We start from the raw sequence: 19,537 nt of genomic DNA, 5'->3' as shown, positions 1-19,537 counted from the left end.
CATGGACGAACAGCGTTCAATCCGGCGCTTGGTCATCCGCCTCTTGATGTTGGTGGTGCTGATGTTTGCGTTCGGTTTCGCGTTGGTGCCGCTGTATGACGTGATGTGCAAGGCGCTCGGCATCAATGGCAAGACCGGCGATAAATACGAAGGCTCCCAAGTGATTGATCAGAGTCGTCAGGTGCAGGTGCAATTTCTATCGAGCAACAACAGCGACATGGTTTGGGACTTCTACCCAAAGGGCGATGTGTTGGACGTACACCCCGGCGCGGTCAACGAGATGCTGTTCGTGGCGCATAACCCGACCAACCATGTGATGAAAGCGCAGGCAATCCCGAGCATCTCGCCGGGCGAAGTCGCGGTGTATTTCCACAAGACTGAATGCTTTTGCTTCACACAACAAACCTTGCAGCCGGGCGAGCGAATCGAAATGCCGGTGCGCTTCATCCTCGATCGCGAATTACCCAAAGACGTGAAACAACTGACCTTGGCTTATACGCTGTTTGACATCACCGCTCGCTCGCCGCCAGTTGCCAAAGTCGCCAGCAATGACGGCCAAGACCTTGCAACCAAGGGTGCCCGATAAGGAGAACAATAAGATGGCAATTCACGAGCATTACTACGTTCCCGCGCAAAGCAAGTGGCCGATTATCGCTACGGTCGGCATGTTCACTACGATGTTTGGCCTTGGCACCTGGTTCAACGACCTGAAGGCGGCACGTCCCGAATCCCACGGACCATTGATCTTTTTTGTGGGCGGATTGTTGTTGGCCTACATGCTGTTTGGCTGGTTTGGAACCGTTATCAAGGAAAGCCGTTCGGGGTTGTTCAGTGCGCAAATGGACCGTTCGTTTCGCTGGGGAATGAGCTGGTTTATCTTCTCCGAAATCATGTTTTTTATCGCATTCTTTGGCGCGCTGTTCTACGTGCGCACTTGGGCCGGTCCATGGCTGGGCGGTGAAGGTTCTAAGGGTGTGGCGCACATGCTTTGGCCGAACTTTCACTACGCCTGGCCGCTAATGAATCCACCTGACCCAAAGCTCTTTCCTGGTCCGAAAGAGGTGATTAACCCGTGGCACTTGCCGCTGATCAATACCGTCCTGCTGGTCAGCTCCAGCGCCACGGTCACAGTTGCTCACCACGCATTGAAAAAAGGCCACCGTGGCGCCCTAAAAATTTGGTTGGCGATCACCGTGTTACTGGGCTTGAGCTTTTTGATGTTGCAGGCAACCGAATACATGGAGGCGTATCACGAACTGGGCCTGACCTTGGGTTCGGGCATCTACGGCGCTACGTTTTTCATGCTCACCGGTTTTCACGGCGCCCACGTCACCATCGGCACGATCATTCTGTTTGTCATGTTGATGCGAGTGATGCGCGGGCATTTTGACGCCGAACATCAATTCGGCTTCGAGGCGGCCAGTTGGTATTGGCACTTTGTCGACGTTGTGTGGATTGGCTTGTTTGTTTTCGTCTATGTGCTTTAAGCGCCGGATCATCTGCCGGTAGCTTTAGGCCCTACGTATTGACGAACGACTTACCAGCTCACATGTGACACCAGTTGACCGCTGTAAAAGCCCCAGGCGATCAAGATAACGGTCATCGCGGCGAGGCAAACACGTACGGTTAGCGCTTTAACTACTCGGTTGGAACTGCTGTCGTCTTTGACTAGAAAAAACAGGCCGCTGAACAGGCTGATCATCGTGGCAACGAGCATTAGAACAATCGCCGCTTTGAGCATGATGCAACTCCGGGACGAGTCGGGTGGGAAGACATGCCATGCAGTATAGACAGTCGCCAATCGACAGAATCGGAGGCGCCATGAAACATTTTCAACCCGGCATGGCGCCCACGGTGGTGGTTTTCCTGTTGCTGCCGCTGCTGATATTTCTGGGTTTCTGGCAGCTAGACCGGGGAGAGGAGAAGCGCGTGTTGCTCAACCAATTTGCCGAACGTCGAATAGCTGAACCCATCACCAGTACCCAGCTGGAACAAACCGTCGATCCGGCTTATCGACGGGTGCAACTGCGGGGTCAATTCGATGCTGCGCATAGCCTCATGCTGGACAACAGCACTCGTGGCGGTCGCGGCGGCATTGAGTTAATTCAACCTTTTCATGATCAGGCTAGCGGACTTTGGTTATGGGTTAATCGCGGCTGGCTACCTTGGCCTACCCGGCGCACGCCGCCGGTTTTTAACACGCCAGAGCAAGTGCTGAATTTAAACGCCTGGGTTTACATGCCCTCTGGCGCAACCTTTCAGTTAGGCGCGGACCCTGTGGGCGCGCCTTGGCCCCGATTGGTCACGGCGGTTAATCCCGCAAAACTCTGGGATGAACTCGGTCGAGAAGGATTTGCCGACGAATTACGGCTCGAACCTGGGCCAGCAGCGTATCAGCTTGATTGGCCTGTGGTGGCCATGGGGCCGGAGAAACACCTCGGTTATGCCGTTCAGTGGTTTGCCATGGCCGCAGCGTTGTTCGGTTTGTTTCTGTATCTGGGGTATCGCAACGCCAAGGAGAAAAAGCATGGGACGAGCCATGAATCCAATCAGCATGTCTGAAACACGTCCGCCAACATCGCGTCGTAAAGGCCGCTTGCAGCTTATTTTAGTTGCATTGATCGCAATCGGCCCAATGGTTCTCGCCACCGGCATGTACAAGCTCCAGTTTTGGGTCCCGGACACCCGCAGTTTTCACGGTGAGATGATCGGCAACGGTCAAAGCCGTGCAGAGCTTGGAGTACAGGCGGATGAACAGCGTTGGCAGTTGTTGGTCAGTGCGCCGCAGAACTGCGAGGCGGATTGCCAACACCTTGTTTATTTGGCGCGCCAACTGAATATCGGGCTGGGCCAGGATGCTGCGCGGGCCAGTCACGGTTTGGCCGTTGGCCAGCCATTAAGTGCCGATTACAGCGCCAAACTGGCTCGCGATTATCCAAAATTACAACGCTATCCGTTGGACTTGTCGCTTTACAACAAGGCTGTACCCGGCGCGGAAGCGCCACACCTTTGGATCGTCGATCCCCACGGCAACCTGGTACTGCGTTACGACGCCAAGGTTAACGGCAAGGACTTGCTCAACGATCTACGCCAACTGTTGAAACTGTCGAACATCGGATAGGGCATCGTAATGGCCAGACCTGGATTTCGCCTCGCTTTACTTGCCACGCTGCTTGCGCTGGCTGTGATCGTACTCGGTGCCTTTACCCGGCTGACGCATGCCGGTCTAGGCTGTCCTGACTGGCCGGGTTGCTACGGTTTTATCAGTGTGCCTAACACCGAGGCACAGCTGGCACATGCCGAACTGCACTTCCCCGATACGCCGGTAGAGCCACATAAGGGCCGTAATGAGATGATTCACCGGTATTTTGCGGGCAGCTTGGCGTTGATGATCATTGTGCTAGCGGCACAAGCGTTACGTCGTAGGCATCATGAGGGGCAACCGTTCAAGTTGCCGATGGTGATGCTTGGGGTGGTGGTTGCCCAAGCGGCGTTTGGTATGTGGACGGTGACCCTCAAGCTTTGGCCGCAGGTGGTCACGGCTCACTTGCTGGGAGGGGTCGCCACGTTAAGCCTTTTGTTTTTGCTAACACTGCGGTTATCTGGCGCTTTAGCTCCGCTGCCAGAGTTGCCCCCGCGGTTGCGTCATTTGGCCGCACTGGGATTGGTGTTGGTGGTGGCGCAAATCGCCTTGGGCGGTTGGGTCAGTTCCAACTACGCGGCCGTGGCGTGCATTGATTTACCAACGTGTCATGGCCAATGGTGGCCCAAAGCGGACTTCGTCAACGGTTTTCGTCTGACCCAACACATTGGCCCGAATTACTTGGGCGGGCAATTGGACAGTGATGCGCGCACAGCGATTCACATCACCCATCGATTGGGCGCGCTGCTAGTCACCTTGGTGTTGCTGGTGCTGGCGTGGCAGCTCAAACGGGCCGGGCTAAAAGGCATGGCGTCATTGGTGGTGATGGCATTGGGGCTGCAAGTTGCGTTGGGTATTAGTAATGTGGTCTTTCATCTGCCGCTGCCGATTGCAGTGGCACATAACGTTGGGGGCGCCGTGTTGATGTTAGCGGTCACGCTGGTGAACTACCGCGCCAGGTCGGCGCGGAGCTGGGCAACCAGAACTACACCTCGGCTTGGCATTGAAGCAATGGACCATGGGCACGGGTATCTGCATCCGGGTAAATAGCCTGCACACAATAATAACGATAAGGAGAGATGCCGTGACTACTCTAGTCCGCGAGCAACGCCATCAGGCTATCTGGCGGGATTACCTTGAACTGACCAAGCCGAAGGTGGTGGTGCTGATGCTCATCACGTCTCTGGTCGGGATGTTTCTCGCCACTCGCGCGGGCGTGCCGTGGACCGTGTTGGTGTTTGGCAATATGGGGATCGCGTTTTGCGCGGGCGGCGCGGCTGTGGTTAATCATGTAGTGGATCGACGTATCGACGCAGTGATGGCGCGTACCAAAAAAAGGCCGTTGGCCGAGGGCCGTGTAACCCCCGCTGCTGCTTTGACCTTTGCTCTGTTGCTGGCGGCGGCGGGCCAAGCCTTGTTGCTTGCGTTTACCAACCCACTGACGGCTTGGCTGACGCTGGCTTCGTTATTGGGTTACGCAGTGATCTACACCGGATTCCTGAAGCGTGCGACGCCGCAGAACATCGTGATTGGAGGCCTCGCTGGCGCAGCGCCGCCGTTGCTCGGTTGGGTGGCTACCACCGGCCATGTGAGTGCCGAGTCGCTATTGTTGGTGCTAATCATCTTCGCCTGGACCCCGCCGCATTTCTGGGCGCTGGCAATTCATCGCAAGGAGGAATACGCCAAAGCGGACATTCCGATGCTGCCGGTTACTCATGGCGAGCATTACACCAAGGTCCATATTCTGCTGTACACAATGGTGCTGTTAGCGGTCAGTATGCTGCCGTATGTCATTCATATGAGCGGCATGCTTTATCTGCTATGCGCATTAGGTTTGGGTGCGCGCTTTCTGTGGATGTCATGGGTGCTGTACCGTGGCATCAAACCGCACGCGGCTATCAACACCTTCAAGTACTCTATTTATTACTTGTTCCTGTTGTTCATTGCGCTGCTCGTCGATCACTACTTATTGTTGAATCTATGACTCGAGTTCAAAAAACGGTTTTTATTCTGGTCGCGATTGTGGCCTTGGTTCTGGGCCTTACGGTTAATCAGGTGTTGTCCAACAGAGGTCAGGGCGATCCGACGGCTATGATTGATGCGGGGATCATTTTGCTGCCCACCAGCCGTAGCCTGCCTGACCTTAAGATGACAAATCAGGACGGCAAAGCAGTATCCATCGCTCAATTGAAAGGCAAATGGACGATGCTGTTTTTCGGCTACACCTTCTGTCCGGACATTTGCCCGACCACCCTTGCCCAACTGCGTCAGATTAAAAAAGAACTGCCCAACGAGGTGCTCGGCAAATTACAAGTTGTACTGGTCAGCGTTGACCCTAATCGGGATACGCCACAACAGCTTAAACAATACCTCGGCTACTTCGACCCCGAGTTCCAAGGCCTGACAGCACCGGTTGAAGACATCCAGAAACTCGCCAACGCGGTAAGTATCCCGTTTATTCCAGCCGACACCAGCAAGCCTAATTACACCGTCGACCACAGCGGCAACCTTGCCCTCCTCGGCCCGGACGGCACCCAACGCGGCTTCATTCGCTCGCCGTTGAATAACAAGAAAATGGTCGAGCAACTGCCGCGGTTGTTGGTTCGGGAGTAAATAATTAATAAGGGTGGGTGTTTTCTTATTTGGCAAACATCTGCCCAATGTCCTTGAAGGCTTTGAACTCCAACGCGTTGCCGCAGGGGTCGAAGAGGAACATGGTGGCTTGTTCACCGACCTGGCCCTGAAAGCGGATATAGGGTTCGATCACAAATGTGGTTTGCCGTGTTTTGAGCCGGTCAGCCAACGCTTCCCATTCTTCCCAATCCAGCACAACGCCAAAATGCGGCACCGGCACGTCGTGGCCGTCCACTGCATTGCTTAGGGCTTTTTCCTGGGCCGGGCTTTTGGCTTGTTGGTGGATAACCAGTTGATGGCCGAAGAAATTGAAGTCGACCCACTGCTCGCTGCTGCGGCCTTCGGCGCAGCCAAACACCTCGCCGTAGAAATGCCGAGCGGCGGCGAGGTCGTGAACAGGGATTGCCAAATGGAAAGGGGACAGCGCCATGACAAACAACCTCAATCAGGGATACGGAGTGCCCTGAGTTTAGGCCAATGGCGCTTAGATCAAAACGCCGGAACGACCGCACCTTGATATTTTTCAAGAATGAATTGCTTAACTTCCGGGCTGTGCAACGCGGCGACTAGCTTCTGCATCGGAATCGAATCCCGATTGTCCGGACGAGCGACCAAGATGTTCACGTAAGGCGAGTCGCTGCCTTCGATGAGTAACGCATCTTTGGTTGGGTCCAACTGCACCGCCAATGCGTAGTTGGTGTTGATCAGCGCCAGATCAATGCTGGTCAACACGCGAGGCAAGGTGGCCGCTTCCAGCTCGCGAAATTTCAGCGCCTTTGGGTTATCCGCAATGTCTTTGGGTGTCGACAGAATGTTGGTCGGGTCTTTCAGTGTGATCAAGCCGCCCTTCGCCAACAGCAACAGCGCCCGACCTTCATTGGTGGGGTCGTTGGGCAGGGCTACGGTCGCGCCGTCCGGTAATTCATCGAGCTTTTTATAGGTACTGGAGTAAGCGCCCAGTGGCTCGACGTGGACCTTGGCGACGGCCACCAAATCGGTGCCTTTGCCTTTGTTGAATTCATCCAGGTACGGTTGATGCTGGAAGAAGTTAGCGTCGAGGCGTTTTTCTGCGAGTTGCACGTTGGGCTGGATGTAATCGTTGAAGACTTTGATTTGCAGATCGATCCCGTCTTTGGCCAGCATCGGTTTGACCACTTCGAGAATTTCCGCGTGGGGTACGGCCGAGGCGCCCACAACCAAGGTTTCATCAGCGTGGGCGCTCAGAGCAACTAAAGCGGCGAACACTGCGATAAGCTTTTTCATGCATCAACTCCGTGAAAAGCCCCCTCGTTCGAGAAGGCCTTGGCTGTCTAGGTTTAGCGGTGGGTAAAGTGCGCCACCAGCTTGTCGCCGACGGTTTGCAGGATCTGCACCAGGACTAATAGCAATACGACCGTGACGAACATCACATCGTTCTGAAAGCGTTGGTAACCATAACGAATCGCCAAATCACCAAGGCCGCCTGCACCCACGGCACCGGCCATGGCGGTGAATGACACCAAGGCGATGGCGGTCACGGTAATCGCGGCCAGAATGCCAGGCCGCGCTTCGGGCAACAGCGCTTTGATAATGATCTGCCGAGTCGTTGCGCCCATGGCTTGGGTCGCTTCGATGATGCCCTTGTCAACTTCGCGCAACGCGGTTTCGACCAGTCGTGCGAAGAATGGCGTAGCCCCGGCCACCAGTGGTGGCAAGGTGCCGAGAACACCCAGCGAGGTGCCAGTGATCAGCTCTGTAAGGGGCATCATCACGATCAGCAAGATGATAAAGGGCAGCGCGCGCAGCATGTTGACCAACAGCGCCACGGTGGCATACAGACGATGGTTTTCCAACAGCTGGCGTGGCGAGGTCAGGAACATCAACACCCCCAGCGGCAGGCCCAGCAGCACGGTGAAGGCCAGCGAAATACCGAGCATCACCAACGTATCGCCGGTAGCGATCCAGATTTCGTACCAATCGACGTTGGAGAATAGATTCACCAGAGTGTCCATCATCGCAGCACCTCCATGTGGACATCCGCGGCGGTGAAGCGGGCAAACGCCGCCTCCATGTCGCCACCGGTGATGGCCAAGGTCAGTTGCCCATACGGAGTATCTTTGATGCGGTCGATGCGGCCAGCAAGGATGCTGTAATCGACGCCCGTCTCTCGAGCCACGGTGCCCAGCAGCGGCGCGTAAGTGGATTCTCCCTGAAAGGTCAGACGCACGATGCGGCCCTGCACATGGGCGAAGTCGTCACGAAGCTCGCCGTCGTCGATCTGCTCGTCTTCTTGCACAAAACGCTTGGTTGTCGGGTGCTGTGGGTGCAGAAACACATCCGCCACCGGACCCTGTTCGACGATTTTTCCCGCATCCATTACCGCCACGTAATCACAGACGCGACGGATAACGTCCATCTCGTGAGTGATCAGGACGATGGTCAGTTTCAGCTCTCGGTTGATTTCAGCCAACAGTTGCAGCACCGACGCCGTGGTTTGCGGATCCAGGGCGCTAGTGGCTTCGTCGCACAGCAGTATTTTTGGTTTAGTCGCCAGTGCGCGCGCAATACCAACGCGTTGCTTTTGCCCGCCCGACAACTGAGTTGGGTATTTTTTCGCCTGGTCGGCCAGGCCGACGCGTTCCAGCAACTCGGCCACACGCGCACTAATCTGACTGCGCGTCATGTCGCCTGCAAGGGTCAACGGCATACCGACGTTATCAGCGACAGTCCGGGACGCCAGCAAATTGAAATGCTGAAAGATCATGCCGACTTGGCGGCGAAAACCCCTTAAGGCAGTGGCGTCGAAAGCGGTGACGTCTTCGCCATCGACAACGATTTGTCCGCCGCTCGGTGTTTCCAGGCGATTGATCAGCCGCAGAAGCGTGCTTTTGCCGGCGCCGGAATGGCCGATCAGGCCGAATACCTGGCCGTCTTCGACCCGCAGACTGGTGGGGTGCAAAGCGGGGATGTCCCGATCCGCAACCCGATAGGTTTTGTGGACGTTATGAAACTCGATCACGTAGCGAACCTTGTGGGGGCGCGGTAAAAAAGGCTGGTGAAAGTGCCGAATGCCCAGGCGTTCTTACGACCAACAAACACCGACTGGGTGAGCCGGGCGCGCATTTTAGCCTGTCCGGCGGGAGGTTCTTAGCATTAATTTCATACTGGACTGACGAAACGGCAATATCGGGAAACTGAGTCGGACATCCATTGGCGAGCAGACCAAAGGTCGCAAAATACTCGGAACGGCTTATTTCGTTCTTAGTCATTAATAGACACCGGCGTTTCCTGAGTTACGTGCCAGGAGAGTCAATCCCGATTACATCCGTAACGACCCAGTTGACGGGTGACCTGAGTCCCAGGAGATTTAGTCTGATGGCCACTAAGAAGACCATAACCAACACGACAACCCATGCGAATTCTAACCCGGTGAGCAGCCAGATGGCGGGCACCGACACATTGGATCGGGGCAACACCAATGAGAAAGTTGAAAGCCTTGATCAGTTTCGATCTGACGCCACTGGGCAAGCCTTGCGTACCAATCAGGGCGTAAAGGTTTCTGACAACCAAAACACGCTCAAAGTCGGTGATCGCGGCCCGTCTTTGCTTGAAGATTTCATCATGCGTGAAAAAATCACGCATTTTGACCATGAACGAATTCCAGAGCGCATCGTGCATGCACGCGGCACAGCCGCGCATGGTTATTTTCAAACCTACGAAAATCATGCGCTGTTAAGCAAGGCAGGATTCCTGCAGGATCCTGGGAAAAAGACGCCGGTGTTCGCGCGTTTCTCTACGGTCCAGGGGCCACGGGGCTCTGGCGATACGGTGCGTGATGTCAGGGGTTTTGCCGTCAAGTTCTACACCGAGGAAGGCAACTTCGATTTGGTTGGCAACAACATGCCGGTGTTCTTTATTCAAGACGCGATCAAATTCCCTGACTTCGTCCACGCGGTAAAACCTGAACCGCACAATGAAATCCCAACCGGCGGTTCTGCCCACGATACGTTTTGGGACTTCGTCTCGTTGGTTCCGGAATCTGCACACATGGTGTTGTGGACCATGTCTGATCGCGCCATTCCGAAGAGCCTGCGGACGATGCAGGGGTTCGGGATACACACCTTTCGCTTAATCAACGCCGAAGGTAAGTCGAGCTTCGTCAAGTTTCACTGGAAGCCGAAATTCGGCGTCTGCTCCCTGCTGTGGGATGAAGCACAAAAATTGGCCGGTAAAGACACCGACTTCCACCGTCGCGACCTGTGGGAGTCGATCGAAACCGGCGATTACCCTGAGTGGGAATTCGGTGTGCAGATCGTCGCCGAAGAGGACGAGCATAAGTTTGATTTCGACATCCTCGATCCGACCAAAATTATTCCCGAAGAGCTGGTGCCGGTAACGCCGCTGGGCAAGATGGTGCTAAACCGCAATCCGGATAACTTTTTTGCCGAGACTGAGCAGGTCGCGTTCTGCCCAGGACATATGGTGCCAGGCATCGATTTCTCCAACGATCCACTGCTGCAAGGTCGGCTGTTTTCCTACACTGATACCCAGATCAGCCGACTTGGTGGACCGAATTTCCACGAAATCCCGATAAACCGTCCGCTTGCGCCGAATCACAGCGACCAGCGCGACGCGCTGCATAGGATGACCATCGACAAAGGCCGGGCTTCCTATGAGCCTAATTCCATCGACGGTGGCTGGCCTAAAGAAACGCCATCGGCCCCGCAGGACGGTGGTTTCGAGACTTATCCCGAGCGTCTAGAGGCGCACAAGGTAAGGCGTCGGAGCGAATCGTTTTCTGATCACTTCTCTCAGGCGACGCTGTTTTTCAACAGCATGAGCCATCACGAAAAAGAGCACATTATCGCCGCCTACAGTTTCGAGTTAGGTAAGGTCGAACGTGAATCGATTCGCGCGCGGCAGATCAATGAAATTCTGGCAAACATTGATTTAGAACTGGCGGCACGGGTAGCTGCCAACCTCGGACTTTCTGCGCCTACCTCGGGTACGGTCACACCCCATACGGTATCGGTCACAGAGTCGCCTGCCTTGAGTCAGGTGAACTTGCTGTCTGGCGATATTGTTTCGCGCAAAGTGGCGATTCTGGCTGCGAACGGTGTTGACGGTGCGGCTATCGACGCCTTGAAGAAGGCACTGGAGGCGGAGGGTGCGCACGCCAAACTGCTTGGCCCTACGTCTGCACCGATCAAGACCGCCGATGGTCAGTTCCTGCCTGTGGATGCGTCTATGGAAGGCATGCCTTCTGTGGCGTTTGATGCGGTATTCGTACCCGGCGGCGCCGACTCAGTGACCGCGTTAAGCACCAACGGTGTGGCATTGCACTTCTTGTTGGAGGCATATAAGCACTTGAAAGCCATCGCCTTGAGTGGTGAGGCCAGCCAGTTGCTGGACGTTCTTCACTTGGATGCGGACGACGGATTGTTAGTGAGCAAGAATGGCAAGCTGTTCAAAGCATTTTTTGCCGCGATTGCACAACACCGCGTGTGGGCGCGAGAGCCTAAGGCTAAAGCGATTCCGGCATGATCGTTCTGTAGTAACCCACTTGTTAGCGAGGCGGTGGTCTGACTCACCGCATTAAGCCTTTCGCCAACAAGTGGGCTTCTACAGAAAATTTCGAATTCGGGATTTACAGCTTCGCGGGCTTGAGGATCAGATGGGCAGGTTGGCTTCGATCAATCTGCCTTTCCAATTGCAATTCAAAGTCGGGATTAATCTTTGTCACACGCTTGGTCAGCAACGTCGCGAGCCAAGGGTAGTCGTCGGTGCGCGGCACCTGTAGCGTCACGGTGCAATTGAAGGCAGTTACGTCGGCGGCAATCCCATCGAGCTGCCTACGTAGTTCGCGCATTTCGCCGATTTTTAGTGCAATTGATGTGCTTTCTGCCGCAGGGTCAATGACCTTCGCAATGCGTTTAGCTTCCGCCGCTTTTAGCTCTGCTTCTGCTTTTTCCAATTCGGCTTTACGTGCTTGAGCTATTGCGCCATTGACGCCGCTAGTGAGTGCCGGCGCCTTAGGCATCAGTACGCGGGCACGACTTAAGGCTGTGGCTGCGGCGTTGATATCGCCTTTCTGTAGCACCACTTGGCTACGCTTCAAATACGCCTCGGCCAGTTGTCGCTGGTATTGCTCTATGCGGGGATCATTGGGCATCTGTTTTTGCAGCGCTGCCAACTGATCCTCAGCTGTGGCTAATTCGCTGCTGGCAATGTTTTGCCCAAGCTGCTCGAAGCCATTTGGCTCTGGAGCGGGCGCAGGGGACTCGACCATCGGCACTGTCTGGCAAGCGCCTAACAGGATGGAAAATGCGACAAGGAGCAGATAACGGGAGGTGAACGGCTTCATCCTGCGACTCTCTAATTGCGCAAAAAACGAGCAAGTTTACACATAAGTGCCTTGCCTCGAAAATAACTGTTCGATTGTGAGCGCATTTGTGGGTCTGGCACTACCGCTTAGGCAAAACGAAGCTGAGTAAAAATAGCCCCGCGGCACAGATCACAATCGATGGTCCGGCCGGAGTGTCCTTGAACCAGGACAGGGCCAGCCCGCAGCACACCGCAACCACACCTAATAGACTAGCGCCCAAGGCCATTTGTTCGGGAGATCGTGCGTGACGTTGTGCCGCAGCCGCTGGAATGATCAATAAAGAGGTTATTAATAGAACGCCGACGATCTTCATCGCCACCGCAATAACGATCGCGATCAGCAGCATTAAGGTCAGGCGCAGTGTTGCCACGGGCAATCCTTCGACGGTTGCCAACTCTTCATGCACCGTGATGGCCAATAACGGTCGCCAGAGCACGATGATCAGTCCCAGGACCATAGCGCTGCCGCTCAGGATCCACGCCAGGTCAGTTGGACTGATCGCCAACAAGTCACCGAACAAGTAACCCATCAAATCGATGCGGACGTTGTGCATGAAACTTAGTACTACCAGTCCGAGGGACAGCGTACTGGGTGCGAGAATGCCTAACAGCGTGTCGGATGCCAGCGGCTGGCGTTGTTGCAACGTCACCAACAAGATTGCCAATAGCAGGCAGCCGACGGTGACCGCTAAAGCAGGGCTGATGTTTAGCAAAAAACCCAATGCCACACCGAGCAAGGCTGCGTGGGACAAGGTGTCGCCAAAATACGCCATGCGTCGCCAGACCACGAACGAGCCCAACGGGCCCGCGACCACCGCCAGAGCCAAACCTGCCAACAGGGCATAGAGTAGAAAATCAGCCATGCTTGCAGTTGTCTCCGTGGAGATGAGTCGGTTGTGCCGCTGCTGCACTGTCATCGACCACCGCGCCGTGCAAATCATGGGCGTGATCGTGATGGTGGTGATAAATAGCCAAACTTTGCGCGTTGGTGCCAAATAGCTCAACGAAGGCCGGATCGTTACTGACCTGTTCAGGGTGGCCCGAACAGCACACGTGCCGGTTCAGACAAACCACTTGATCGGTCGTACTCATCACCAGATGCAGGTCGTGAGACACCATCAGCACGCCGCAGCCATGACGATCACGCAGGCGGGTAATCAGGCTGTACAGATCGGCTTGGCCTGCAACGTCGACGCCTTGCACCGGTTCATCGAGAACCAACAATTCAGGTTCGCGCAGTAAGGCCCGGGCTAGCAGAACCCGTTGCATTTCACCTCCGGAAATACCCTGCAGCGGGCTGTCGATCACCCGTTCAGCGCCAACTTCATTGAGTGCCGACAGTGCCCGAAGGCGGCCCACACCAGGCACCAACCTTAGAAAACGCAGCACCGATAACGGCAGTGTGGGGTCGACATGAAGCTTTTGTGGCATGTAGCCGACACGCAATTTCGGTTTTCGCCAAACAGTCCCGGAGTCTGGCTTTAGCAAACCCAAAACGGCCCGCACAAGCGTGGTTTTGCCAGCACCGTTGGGACCGATCAAAGTGACAATTTGTCCGGGCTCCACACTAAGCTGGATGTTCTCCAGCACACTTTGCCCGGCGAAGGCGACGTTCACCTGGTCGATATGGATCAATGCAGTGCTCATCAGGCGGCCTTGCAACCTGCACAAATTCCAAGAATTTCGATGGTTTGCCCTTCAACGGTGAAACCCACTTCCGTCGCTGCACTGATTACGGCTTGAGTAATGAGTGGATGTTGGAGTTCGATAGCCGCATTGCATTCGCGGCAAATCAGAAATTGGCCCTGATGCGCATGCGTCGGATGGTTGCAGCCGGTGAATGAGTTGAGCGAGGCAATCCGGTGAACGAGACCGTTTTCCAGTAGAAAATCCAAAGCTCGGTACACAGTAGGGGGCGCGGCGCGACGACCATCTTCTTCACTCAACACCGCCAGGATGTCGTAGGCACCCAACGGTTTATGGCTTTGCCAGACCAGCTCCAGTACACGACGACGCAGGGCGGTCAGGCGTAAGCCTTTACGCGCGCACAGCGTGTCAGCCTCGGAAAGCGCAGTGTGTACGCAATGGGAGTGATCGTGGGGACGACTGGCAAGCGGGGTTTTGGGCATGGGCGAGGACGATTTTTGTGAGAGACGTTATTATGTTACCTGTTCCTGTCTCTTTCGGTGGTTTTCGTGTCCCGTCTTTTTGTCATCGTTGTTGCTCTATCTGCCAGCGTACTGATGATTTCTTCTGCCAACGCTGATGTTCGGGTATTGACCAGTATCAAGCCGTTACAGCTCATTGCTGCTGCCGTTCAGGACGGTGTAGGCAAGCCAGAAGTGCTTCTGCCGCCGGGCGCATCACCCCATAATTACGCGCTCCGCCCGTCCGATGTACGGCGGGTGGGCGACGTTGATCTGCTTTATTGGATCGGTCCAGACATGGAGAGCTTCCTGCCTCGCGTGCTGAAAAATCGCACATCACCGACCATCAGCGTTCAGTCGTTACCAGGCCTGCACCTGCGCCATTTCGCGGCTGATAGCCAATCTCATGAAGCTGCTGACACGGCAGAACACGATCACGATCACCGGCCGGGCAGCCTTGATGCTCACCTGTGGTTGTCCTCGGTGAATGCGCGAGTGATCGCGGCTCGGATGGCCAGCGATTTGTCTGTGGCGGACCCCACGCACTCGGCACGTTATGAAAGTAACTTGAAGGCGTTCGACACGCGTCTCGACGCATTGGATGTGCAATTGAAGTCCCGGGTCGCTGGCGTTGTGAACATGCCATTCTTTGTTTTTCACGAGGCATTCGATTACTTCGAAGACGCTTACGGGATCAAGCACGCGGGTGTATTGAGCGTGGCCGAAGAAGTGCAGCCAGGGGCTCAGCACGTCGCTGCAATGCGTGCAAGACTGACTGAAGTCGGCAAAACGTGTGTGTTCAGCGAGCCTCCGCTACGCCCGCGCCTCGCGGAAACCCTGTCGGCAGGCTTACCCGTAAAATTGGCTGAGCTCGATGGTCTTGGAGGCTACGCTCCTGCGACCGCGCAGGGCTACGAGCAGATGATGAAAAAAATCGGCAATGATTTGGTCAGTTGCCTGGAGTCTCTGTGAGGCAGTCGTGATCGGTAACGGCACTCCAAAAGCAGATGGTCGTCCAGTTTATGGGTGCCGTTCAGGGTTACTAAAAAGCTCGATAGCAAAGAGCGTCAACTTTTATAGCGCAAACGGCAGCGGTGTATGAATATGCTGACGTTGTGCCAATCGTTGCTGGAACTCCATTGGGTCGTGGATCAATACATTTTGCCCGGCAAATGATTCTGCGGCGATCAAGCGTGACAGCCAGAAACGAACACAGGCCACGCGCAGCATCGTCGGCCACAGTTCGGCTTCGCCAGCGGTAAAGGGGCGTAAGCCAACGTAGGCACCGAGCATGGCGCGGGCCCGGGGTCCGTCGATCTGGCCGTTTTGGAATGAGCACCAGTCGTTCAGCGCAATCGCAACGTCATAAAGCATCGGGCCTGAGCAGGCGTTGTAGAAATCAATCAGTCCTGTCAGATGGGTACCTTCAAACAGTACGTTGTCGCGAAACAGGTCTGCGTGCAGGTTGGCTCGCGGCAAAGCCAGAATACGAGACTTAAGACGCTCGATTTCTTCCAGCGCCGATTGCAGCAGTCCACGCTGGATTTCGTTCAGGTGCGACAAAAAGGTTGTGCCCTCAGTCAGCATCCAGTCTAGCCCCCGATCCGTTTTGCGCTCTAGCACTCGGTCACGGGTGGCCACGTGTAGATGCCCGAGCAATTCGCCAATCTGCACGCAGTGCTGAGTGTTCGGCTCTTTGATGTGTTTGCCCGCCAGGCGCGGCTGCAACAGAGCCGGTTTGCCCGCCAGCTCGCGCAATGCGCTGCCCTGAGTGGTGCGCAGGGCATAAGGCACTGGCAAGTTCGCGTCGTGCAGGACATCGAGCAGTTCGATGAAAAACGGCAAATCCTGAATCGGACCACGTTCCACCAATGTCAGAACGAACTCGCCCTGTTCCAGGCTGACGAAAAAATTGCTGTTTTCGCTGCCAGCGGCAATGCCCTGAAAATCACGCAAACGGCCTAGGCCGTAAGGGGCAAGAAAGGTTTCCAGCTCGGGCCGAGCCAGGGGGGTAAACACGGACATGATCAAGACTGCCAGCAAATTAAGTGAATGTGGGGCGTTACCAACTGAAAAGCACCCATGAGGGAATCAGCATGTCCGGTTGGTCCGAACGAATGAAGTTGGCGTCTGTGCCATCGGCGCGGACTAAAAAATACGGTTTGCCATGCGCCGGCGTGATCTTGATCGCATAAAGGAAGCCATTTTGTCGGTACTCTTGAATGACTTTGTCACCTTCAGTGTGAATAGTGATGTCCGGTTCCGCTGAAGGGGCTTCGTCTTGCGCATTAACCGCGAACGGACAGAGTAGCAACAGACTGGCCAGCAACAGGCGATTTGTTGTTCGCATGATAACCTTGTCCCTTTGTCGTCAACGGTCCTCGCATTCTAGCGCCGACCCCGTCGAAAAGGTTGATCCTGCTCATGAGCCAAGCCCCCCTCGTCCTGGTGGACGGTTCTTCTTATCTCTACCGCGCCTTTCACGCGCTGCCTCCGCTCGCCACCTCTAAGGGGTTGCCTACCGGGGCGGTGAAAGGCGTGCTTAATATGCTTAAAAGTTTGCGTCGGCAATACCCCGACAGCCCGTTTGCTGTGGTTTTCGATGCCAAAGGCGGCACGTTTCGCGACGCTCTCTACGCCGAATACAAAGCCAATCGCCCGAGCATGCCGGATGATCTTCGGGTGCAGGTTGATCTGCTTCACGCTTGCGTAAAGGGCTTGGGCTATCCGTTGCTGTGTGTTGAAAATGTCGAGGCTGATGACGTCATCGGTACATTGGCCCGCAGCAGCGCGGCCGCTGATCGTCCGGTCATCATCTCGACCGGCGATAAGGACATGGCGCAGCTGGTCGATGGGCACATTACCTTGGTCAACACGATGACTGGAAGCGTGCTGGATATCGCTGGCGTGAAGGAGAAGTTCGGCGTCGGTCCTGAGCACATCATCGATTACCTTGCGCTGATGGGCGATAAAGTCGACAACATCCCAGGCGTACCTGGTGTAGGTGAGAAAACTGCGGTGGGTCTGCTGGCGGGCATTGGCGGCGGATTAATCGACGTTTATGCGAATCTGGAAAAAGTCGCGGCTCTGCCGATTCGCGGTGCGAAAACACTGGCAATCAAGCTCGAAGAGCACAAGACCATGGCGTTCCTGTCCTACGAGCTGGCGACGATCAAAATCGACGTGCCGTTGGATATTGAGCTAGATGCGTTGCATTGCAGTGAGCCTGACCGTGAAAAATTGGTCGAGTTATACACCGAGCTGGAATTCAAAAGCTGGATCGAAGAGTTACAGCGCGATGCGAAACGCGCTGGCGAAGAGATTGTTATATCCGACGATCCAATGGTCGTTCCGACACGCTATGAGACCATCCTCGAACAGGATCAATTAGATACCTGGATGAAAAAGCTAAACGGCGCCAAGCTTTTCGCGTTCGTCACTCAAAGCAACGGGCTCGACGCTCAGCGGGCACAACTGGTCGGCATTTCGTTTGCGGTCAAGGTCAACGAGGCGGCCTACGTCCCGCTGACCCACTCTTACATGGGCGTGCCGCAGCAACTGGATCGCGACATGGTGCTGCGCACACTCCAGCCATTACTTGAGGACGCGAGCAAAATCAAAGTCGGTCAGCACGCCAAATTTGATATCAATATTCTCGCTAACTGCGCGATGGATGGTGATCAGAGTCAAGGCATCACGGTTCGAGGCTTGGCGTTTGACACCATGCTCGAATCCTACGTATTGGATTCAACGGCCACTCGCCATGACAAAGACAATTTAGCGCTCAAGTATTTGAATCACACTAATATCAGCCTGCAAGACATCGCCGGCAAAGGCGTTAAGCAACTGAGCTTTGACCAGATTGCGTTGGAGCAGGCCGCCCAGTTTGCGGCCGAAGACGCCGATCTGACCCTGCGCTTGCACCACGCTTTGATGGAGCGACTCGCGGTGACGCCAAGTTTGGCGCCGGTGCTGACTGATATCGAAATGCCGCTGGTGCCGGTGTTGGCGAGAATTGAACGCCAGGGTGCTTTGGTCGATGCCAAGTTACTGGGTATTCAGAGCGTCGAGCTGGGCGACAAGATGACCGGGCTGGAGCGTGAGGCTTTCGCGATTGCCGGTGAGGAGTTCAATCTGGGTTCGCCCAAGCAGTTGGGAGTGATTCTCTATGAAAAGCTCGGGCTGCCTGTTCTGAGCAAAACTGCCAAGGGCCAGGCGTCTACGGCCGAGGCGGTCTTGGCCGAACTGGCCGAGCTGGATTTCCCGCTGCCTAAAGTGCTGATGCAATACCGCTCGATGAGCAAACTGAAAAGCACCTACACCGACCGTTTGCCCGAGCAGATAAACCCGCGCACCGGGCGGATTCACACGTCGTACCATCAGGCCGTGGCAGCGACGGGTCGTTTGTCCTCCAGTGATCCTAACCTGCAGAACATTCCGATTCGTAGCGCCGAAGGGCGCCGGATTCGTCAGGCCTTTATTGCGCCCAAAGGCTACAAGCTGTTGGCGGCGGACTATTCGCAGATTGAACTGCGGATCATGGCCCATTTGGCCAAGGATGAAGGCTTGCTCCACGCGTTCCGCAACGACCTGGATGTGCACCGCGCGACAGCCGCCGAGGTATTTGGTGTCGAACTGGACAGCGTTAGCATTGACATGCGTCGCAAGGCTAAGGCCATCAACTTTGGTTTGATCTACGGCATGAGTGCCTTTGGTCTGGCTAAGCAGATTGGCGTGGATCGTAAAGAGTCCCAAGCTTATATCGATCGTTATTTCGCCCGTTACCCAGGCGTGCTCGACTATATGGAGCGCACTCGGGCGCAGGCCGCAGAACAGGGTTTTGTTGAAACCTTGTTCGGCCGTCGACTGTATTTGCCCGATATCAATGCCAAGAATCAATCGCTTCGCAAGGGTGCCGAACGGACTGCAATTAATGCGCCCATGCAAGGCACTGCCGCCGATATCATCAAGAAGGCGATGATTGCTGTGGATGGTTGGCTGACTGACTCGGGAATCGATGCTCGGGTTATCTTGCAGGTGCATGACGAGTTGGTTCTGGAAGTGCGCGAAGATCTTGTCGAAGAGGTAAACGAACTGATTCGTCCTTACATGAGCGGCGCAGCAACGTTAGACGTACCGCTGCTCGTGGAGGTTGGCGTGGGTAACAACTGGGATGAGGCTCACTAAACGAACGTTGTTACTGCGACTTAAGGTCGCAGTAACAACGCTATCTATCGGCGGCTTATGCTTC

At 55.3% G+C, this 19,537-nt stretch carries 21 protein-coding genes; 10 read left to right on the top strand and 11 right to left on the bottom strand.

Translation table 11 applies throughout. The features are described from left to right. Window position 1: 1 nt before the first annotated feature. On the top strand, window positions 2-586 hold the full coding sequence (locus QN378_RS17455) for a cytochrome c oxidase assembly protein (protein WP_322205952.1): 585 nt from the start codon (window positions 2-4) through the stop codon (window positions 584-586). A 13-nt stretch (window positions 587-599) separates the two neighbouring features. Next, complete coding sequence (locus tag QN378_RS17450) at window positions 600-1,487, top strand: cytochrome c oxidase subunit 3 (protein WP_322205951.1); 888 nt, start codon at window positions 600-602, stop codon at window positions 1,485-1,487. 50 nt (window positions 1,488-1,537) lie between these two features. Here the strand turns inward: QN378_RS17450 and QN378_RS17445 are convergent, their stop codons facing one another. Continuing rightward, the gene (locus QN378_RS17445) at window positions 1,538-1,741 is read right to left on the bottom strand and encodes a twin transmembrane helix small protein (protein ID WP_323550809.1); all 204 of its coding nucleotides are present in this window, start codon (window positions 1,739-1,741) and stop codon (window positions 1,538-1,540) included. An 80-nt stretch (window positions 1,742-1,821) separates the two neighbouring features. On the opposite strand from QN378_RS17445, the gene QN378_RS17440 reads away from it, so the two are divergent. From QN378_RS17440 to QN378_RS17420, 5 genes are read left to right on the top strand one after another with little or no spacing between them, the layout of a single operon-like run. Further along, window positions 1,822-2,562, top strand: coding sequence for an SURF1 family protein (locus tag QN378_RS17440; protein ID WP_322205949.1), 741 nt, complete (start codon window positions 1,822-1,824; stop codon window positions 2,560-2,562). Next, the gene (locus tag QN378_RS17435; RefSeq protein ID WP_322205948.1) at window positions 2,528-3,121 is read left to right on the top strand and encodes a hypothetical protein; all 594 of its coding nucleotides are present in this window, start codon (window positions 2,528-2,530) and stop codon (window positions 3,119-3,121) included. The genes QN378_RS17440 and QN378_RS17435 overlap by 35 nt, the downstream gene beginning before the upstream one ends. A gap of 9 nt (window positions 3,122-3,130) precedes the next feature. Next, entirely contained in the window at window positions 3,131-4,192 is a 1,062-nt protein-coding gene (locus tag QN378_RS17430; RefSeq protein ID WP_407074071.1) for a COX15/CtaA family protein, read from the top strand. A gap of 34 nt (window positions 4,193-4,226) precedes the next feature. Then, the gene (cyoE, locus tag QN378_RS17425; protein ID WP_323550810.1) at window positions 4,227-5,126 is read left to right on the top strand and encodes a heme o synthase; all 900 of its coding nucleotides are present in this window, start codon (window positions 4,227-4,229) and stop codon (window positions 5,124-5,126) included. Further along, the gene (locus tag QN378_RS17420; RefSeq protein WP_322205946.1) at window positions 5,123-5,755 is read left to right on the top strand and encodes an SCO family protein; all 633 of its coding nucleotides are present in this window, start codon (window positions 5,123-5,125) and stop codon (window positions 5,753-5,755) included. The genes cyoE and QN378_RS17420 overlap by 4 nt, the downstream gene beginning before the upstream one ends. Before the next feature lie 25 nt (window positions 5,756-5,780). Here the strand turns inward: QN378_RS17420 and QN378_RS17415 are convergent, their stop codons facing one another. The 4 genes from QN378_RS17415 to QN378_RS17400 are packed head-to-tail and all read right to left on the bottom strand — an operon-like array spanning window position 5,781 to window position 8,774. After that, window positions 5,781-6,206, bottom strand: coding sequence for a VOC family protein (locus QN378_RS17415; protein ID WP_322205945.1), 426 nt, complete (start codon window positions 6,204-6,206; stop codon window positions 5,781-5,783). Window positions 6,207-6,265: 59 nt separating this feature from the next. Beyond that, window positions 6,266-7,039 (bottom strand): MetQ/NlpA family ABC transporter substrate-binding protein, encoded by a 774-nt coding sequence (locus QN378_RS17410; protein ID WP_322205944.1) that lies wholly within the window; start codon window positions 7,037-7,039, stop codon window positions 6,266-6,268. A 53-nt stretch (window positions 7,040-7,092) separates the two neighbouring features. Further along, complete coding sequence (locus QN378_RS17405) at window positions 7,093-7,767, bottom strand: methionine ABC transporter permease (RefSeq protein ID WP_323550812.1); 675 nt, start codon at window positions 7,765-7,767, stop codon at window positions 7,093-7,095. After that, window positions 7,767-8,774: a methionine ABC transporter ATP-binding protein gene (locus QN378_RS17400; protein WP_322205943.1), complete on the bottom strand. Its 1,008-nt coding sequence runs from the start codon at window positions 8,772-8,774 to the stop codon at window positions 7,767-7,769. The genes QN378_RS17405 and QN378_RS17400 overlap by 1 nt, the downstream gene beginning before the upstream one ends. Before the next feature lie 356 nt (window positions 8,775-9,130). Between QN378_RS17400 and katE the strand changes: the two genes are divergently transcribed. Then, complete coding sequence (gene katE, locus QN378_RS17395) at window positions 9,131-11,299, top strand: catalase HPII (RefSeq protein ID WP_322205942.1); 2,169 nt, start codon at window positions 9,131-9,133, stop codon at window positions 11,297-11,299. A 103-nt stretch (window positions 11,300-11,402) separates the two neighbouring features. On the opposite strand, the gene QN378_RS17390 is transcribed toward katE, so the two are convergent. The 4 genes from QN378_RS17390 to QN378_RS17375 all read right to left on the bottom strand — a co-directional run bounded on the left by QN378_RS17390 (window position 11,403) and on the right by QN378_RS17375 (window position 14,268). Next, window positions 11,403-12,119 carry a PA5502 family lipoprotein gene (locus QN378_RS17390; protein WP_322205941.1) on the bottom strand — a complete coding sequence of 239 codons (717 nt, stop codon included), beginning with the start codon at window positions 12,117-12,119 and terminating at the stop codon, window positions 11,403-11,405. A gap of 100 nt (window positions 12,120-12,219) precedes the next feature. Further along, complete coding sequence (znuB, locus tag QN378_RS17385) at window positions 12,220-13,002, bottom strand: zinc ABC transporter permease subunit ZnuB (RefSeq protein ID WP_322205940.1); 783 nt, start codon at window positions 13,000-13,002, stop codon at window positions 12,220-12,222. After that, window positions 12,995-13,786 carry a zinc ABC transporter ATP-binding protein ZnuC gene (gene znuC / locus QN378_RS17380; RefSeq protein WP_322205939.1) on the bottom strand — a complete coding sequence of 264 codons (792 nt, stop codon included), beginning with the start codon at window positions 13,784-13,786 and terminating at the stop codon, window positions 12,995-12,997. Before znuC ends, znuB begins: the two co-directional genes overlap by 8 nt. Next, complete coding sequence (locus QN378_RS17375) at window positions 13,786-14,268, bottom strand: Fur family transcriptional regulator (RefSeq protein ID WP_322205938.1); 483 nt, start codon at window positions 14,266-14,268, stop codon at window positions 13,786-13,788. The genes znuC and QN378_RS17375 overlap by 1 nt, the downstream gene beginning before the upstream one ends. A gap of 66 nt (window positions 14,269-14,334) precedes the next feature. Between QN378_RS17375 and QN378_RS17370 the strand changes: the two genes are divergently transcribed. After that, window positions 14,335-15,258 carry a zinc ABC transporter substrate-binding protein gene (locus QN378_RS17370; RefSeq protein WP_323567429.1) on the top strand — a complete coding sequence of 308 codons (924 nt, stop codon included), beginning with the start codon at window positions 14,335-14,337 and terminating at the stop codon, window positions 15,256-15,258. A gap of 102 nt (window positions 15,259-15,360) precedes the next feature. On the opposite strand, the gene QN378_RS17365 is transcribed toward QN378_RS17370, so the two are convergent. Continuing rightward, window positions 15,361-16,311, bottom strand: a complete 951-nt coding sequence (locus QN378_RS17365) for a homoserine kinase (protein ID WP_322205936.1) — start codon at window positions 16,309-16,311, stop codon at window positions 15,361-15,363. A 37-nt stretch (window positions 16,312-16,348) separates the two neighbouring features. After that, window positions 16,349-16,636 carry a DUF2782 domain-containing protein gene (locus QN378_RS17360; RefSeq protein ID WP_322205935.1) on the bottom strand — a complete coding sequence of 96 codons (288 nt, stop codon included), beginning with the start codon at window positions 16,634-16,636 and terminating at the stop codon, window positions 16,349-16,351. A 74-nt stretch (window positions 16,637-16,710) separates the two neighbouring features. Here QN378_RS17360 and polA point away from each other — a divergent pair, with 74 nt between their 5' ends. Beyond that, complete coding sequence (gene polA, locus QN378_RS17355) at window positions 16,711-19,473, top strand: DNA polymerase I (protein WP_322205934.1); 2,763 nt, start codon at window positions 16,711-16,713, stop codon at window positions 19,471-19,473. Window positions 19,474-19,537: the final 64 nt, after the last annotated feature.

This window comes from Pseudomonas sp. 10S5 (assembly GCF_035019745.1).
Lineage (GTDB): Bacteria > Pseudomonadota > Gammaproteobacteria > Pseudomonadales > Pseudomonadaceae > Aquipseudomonas.
The sequence above is the reverse complement of the archived record's forward strand: the minus strand, read 5'-3'. Positions and strand labels throughout refer to the sequence as shown.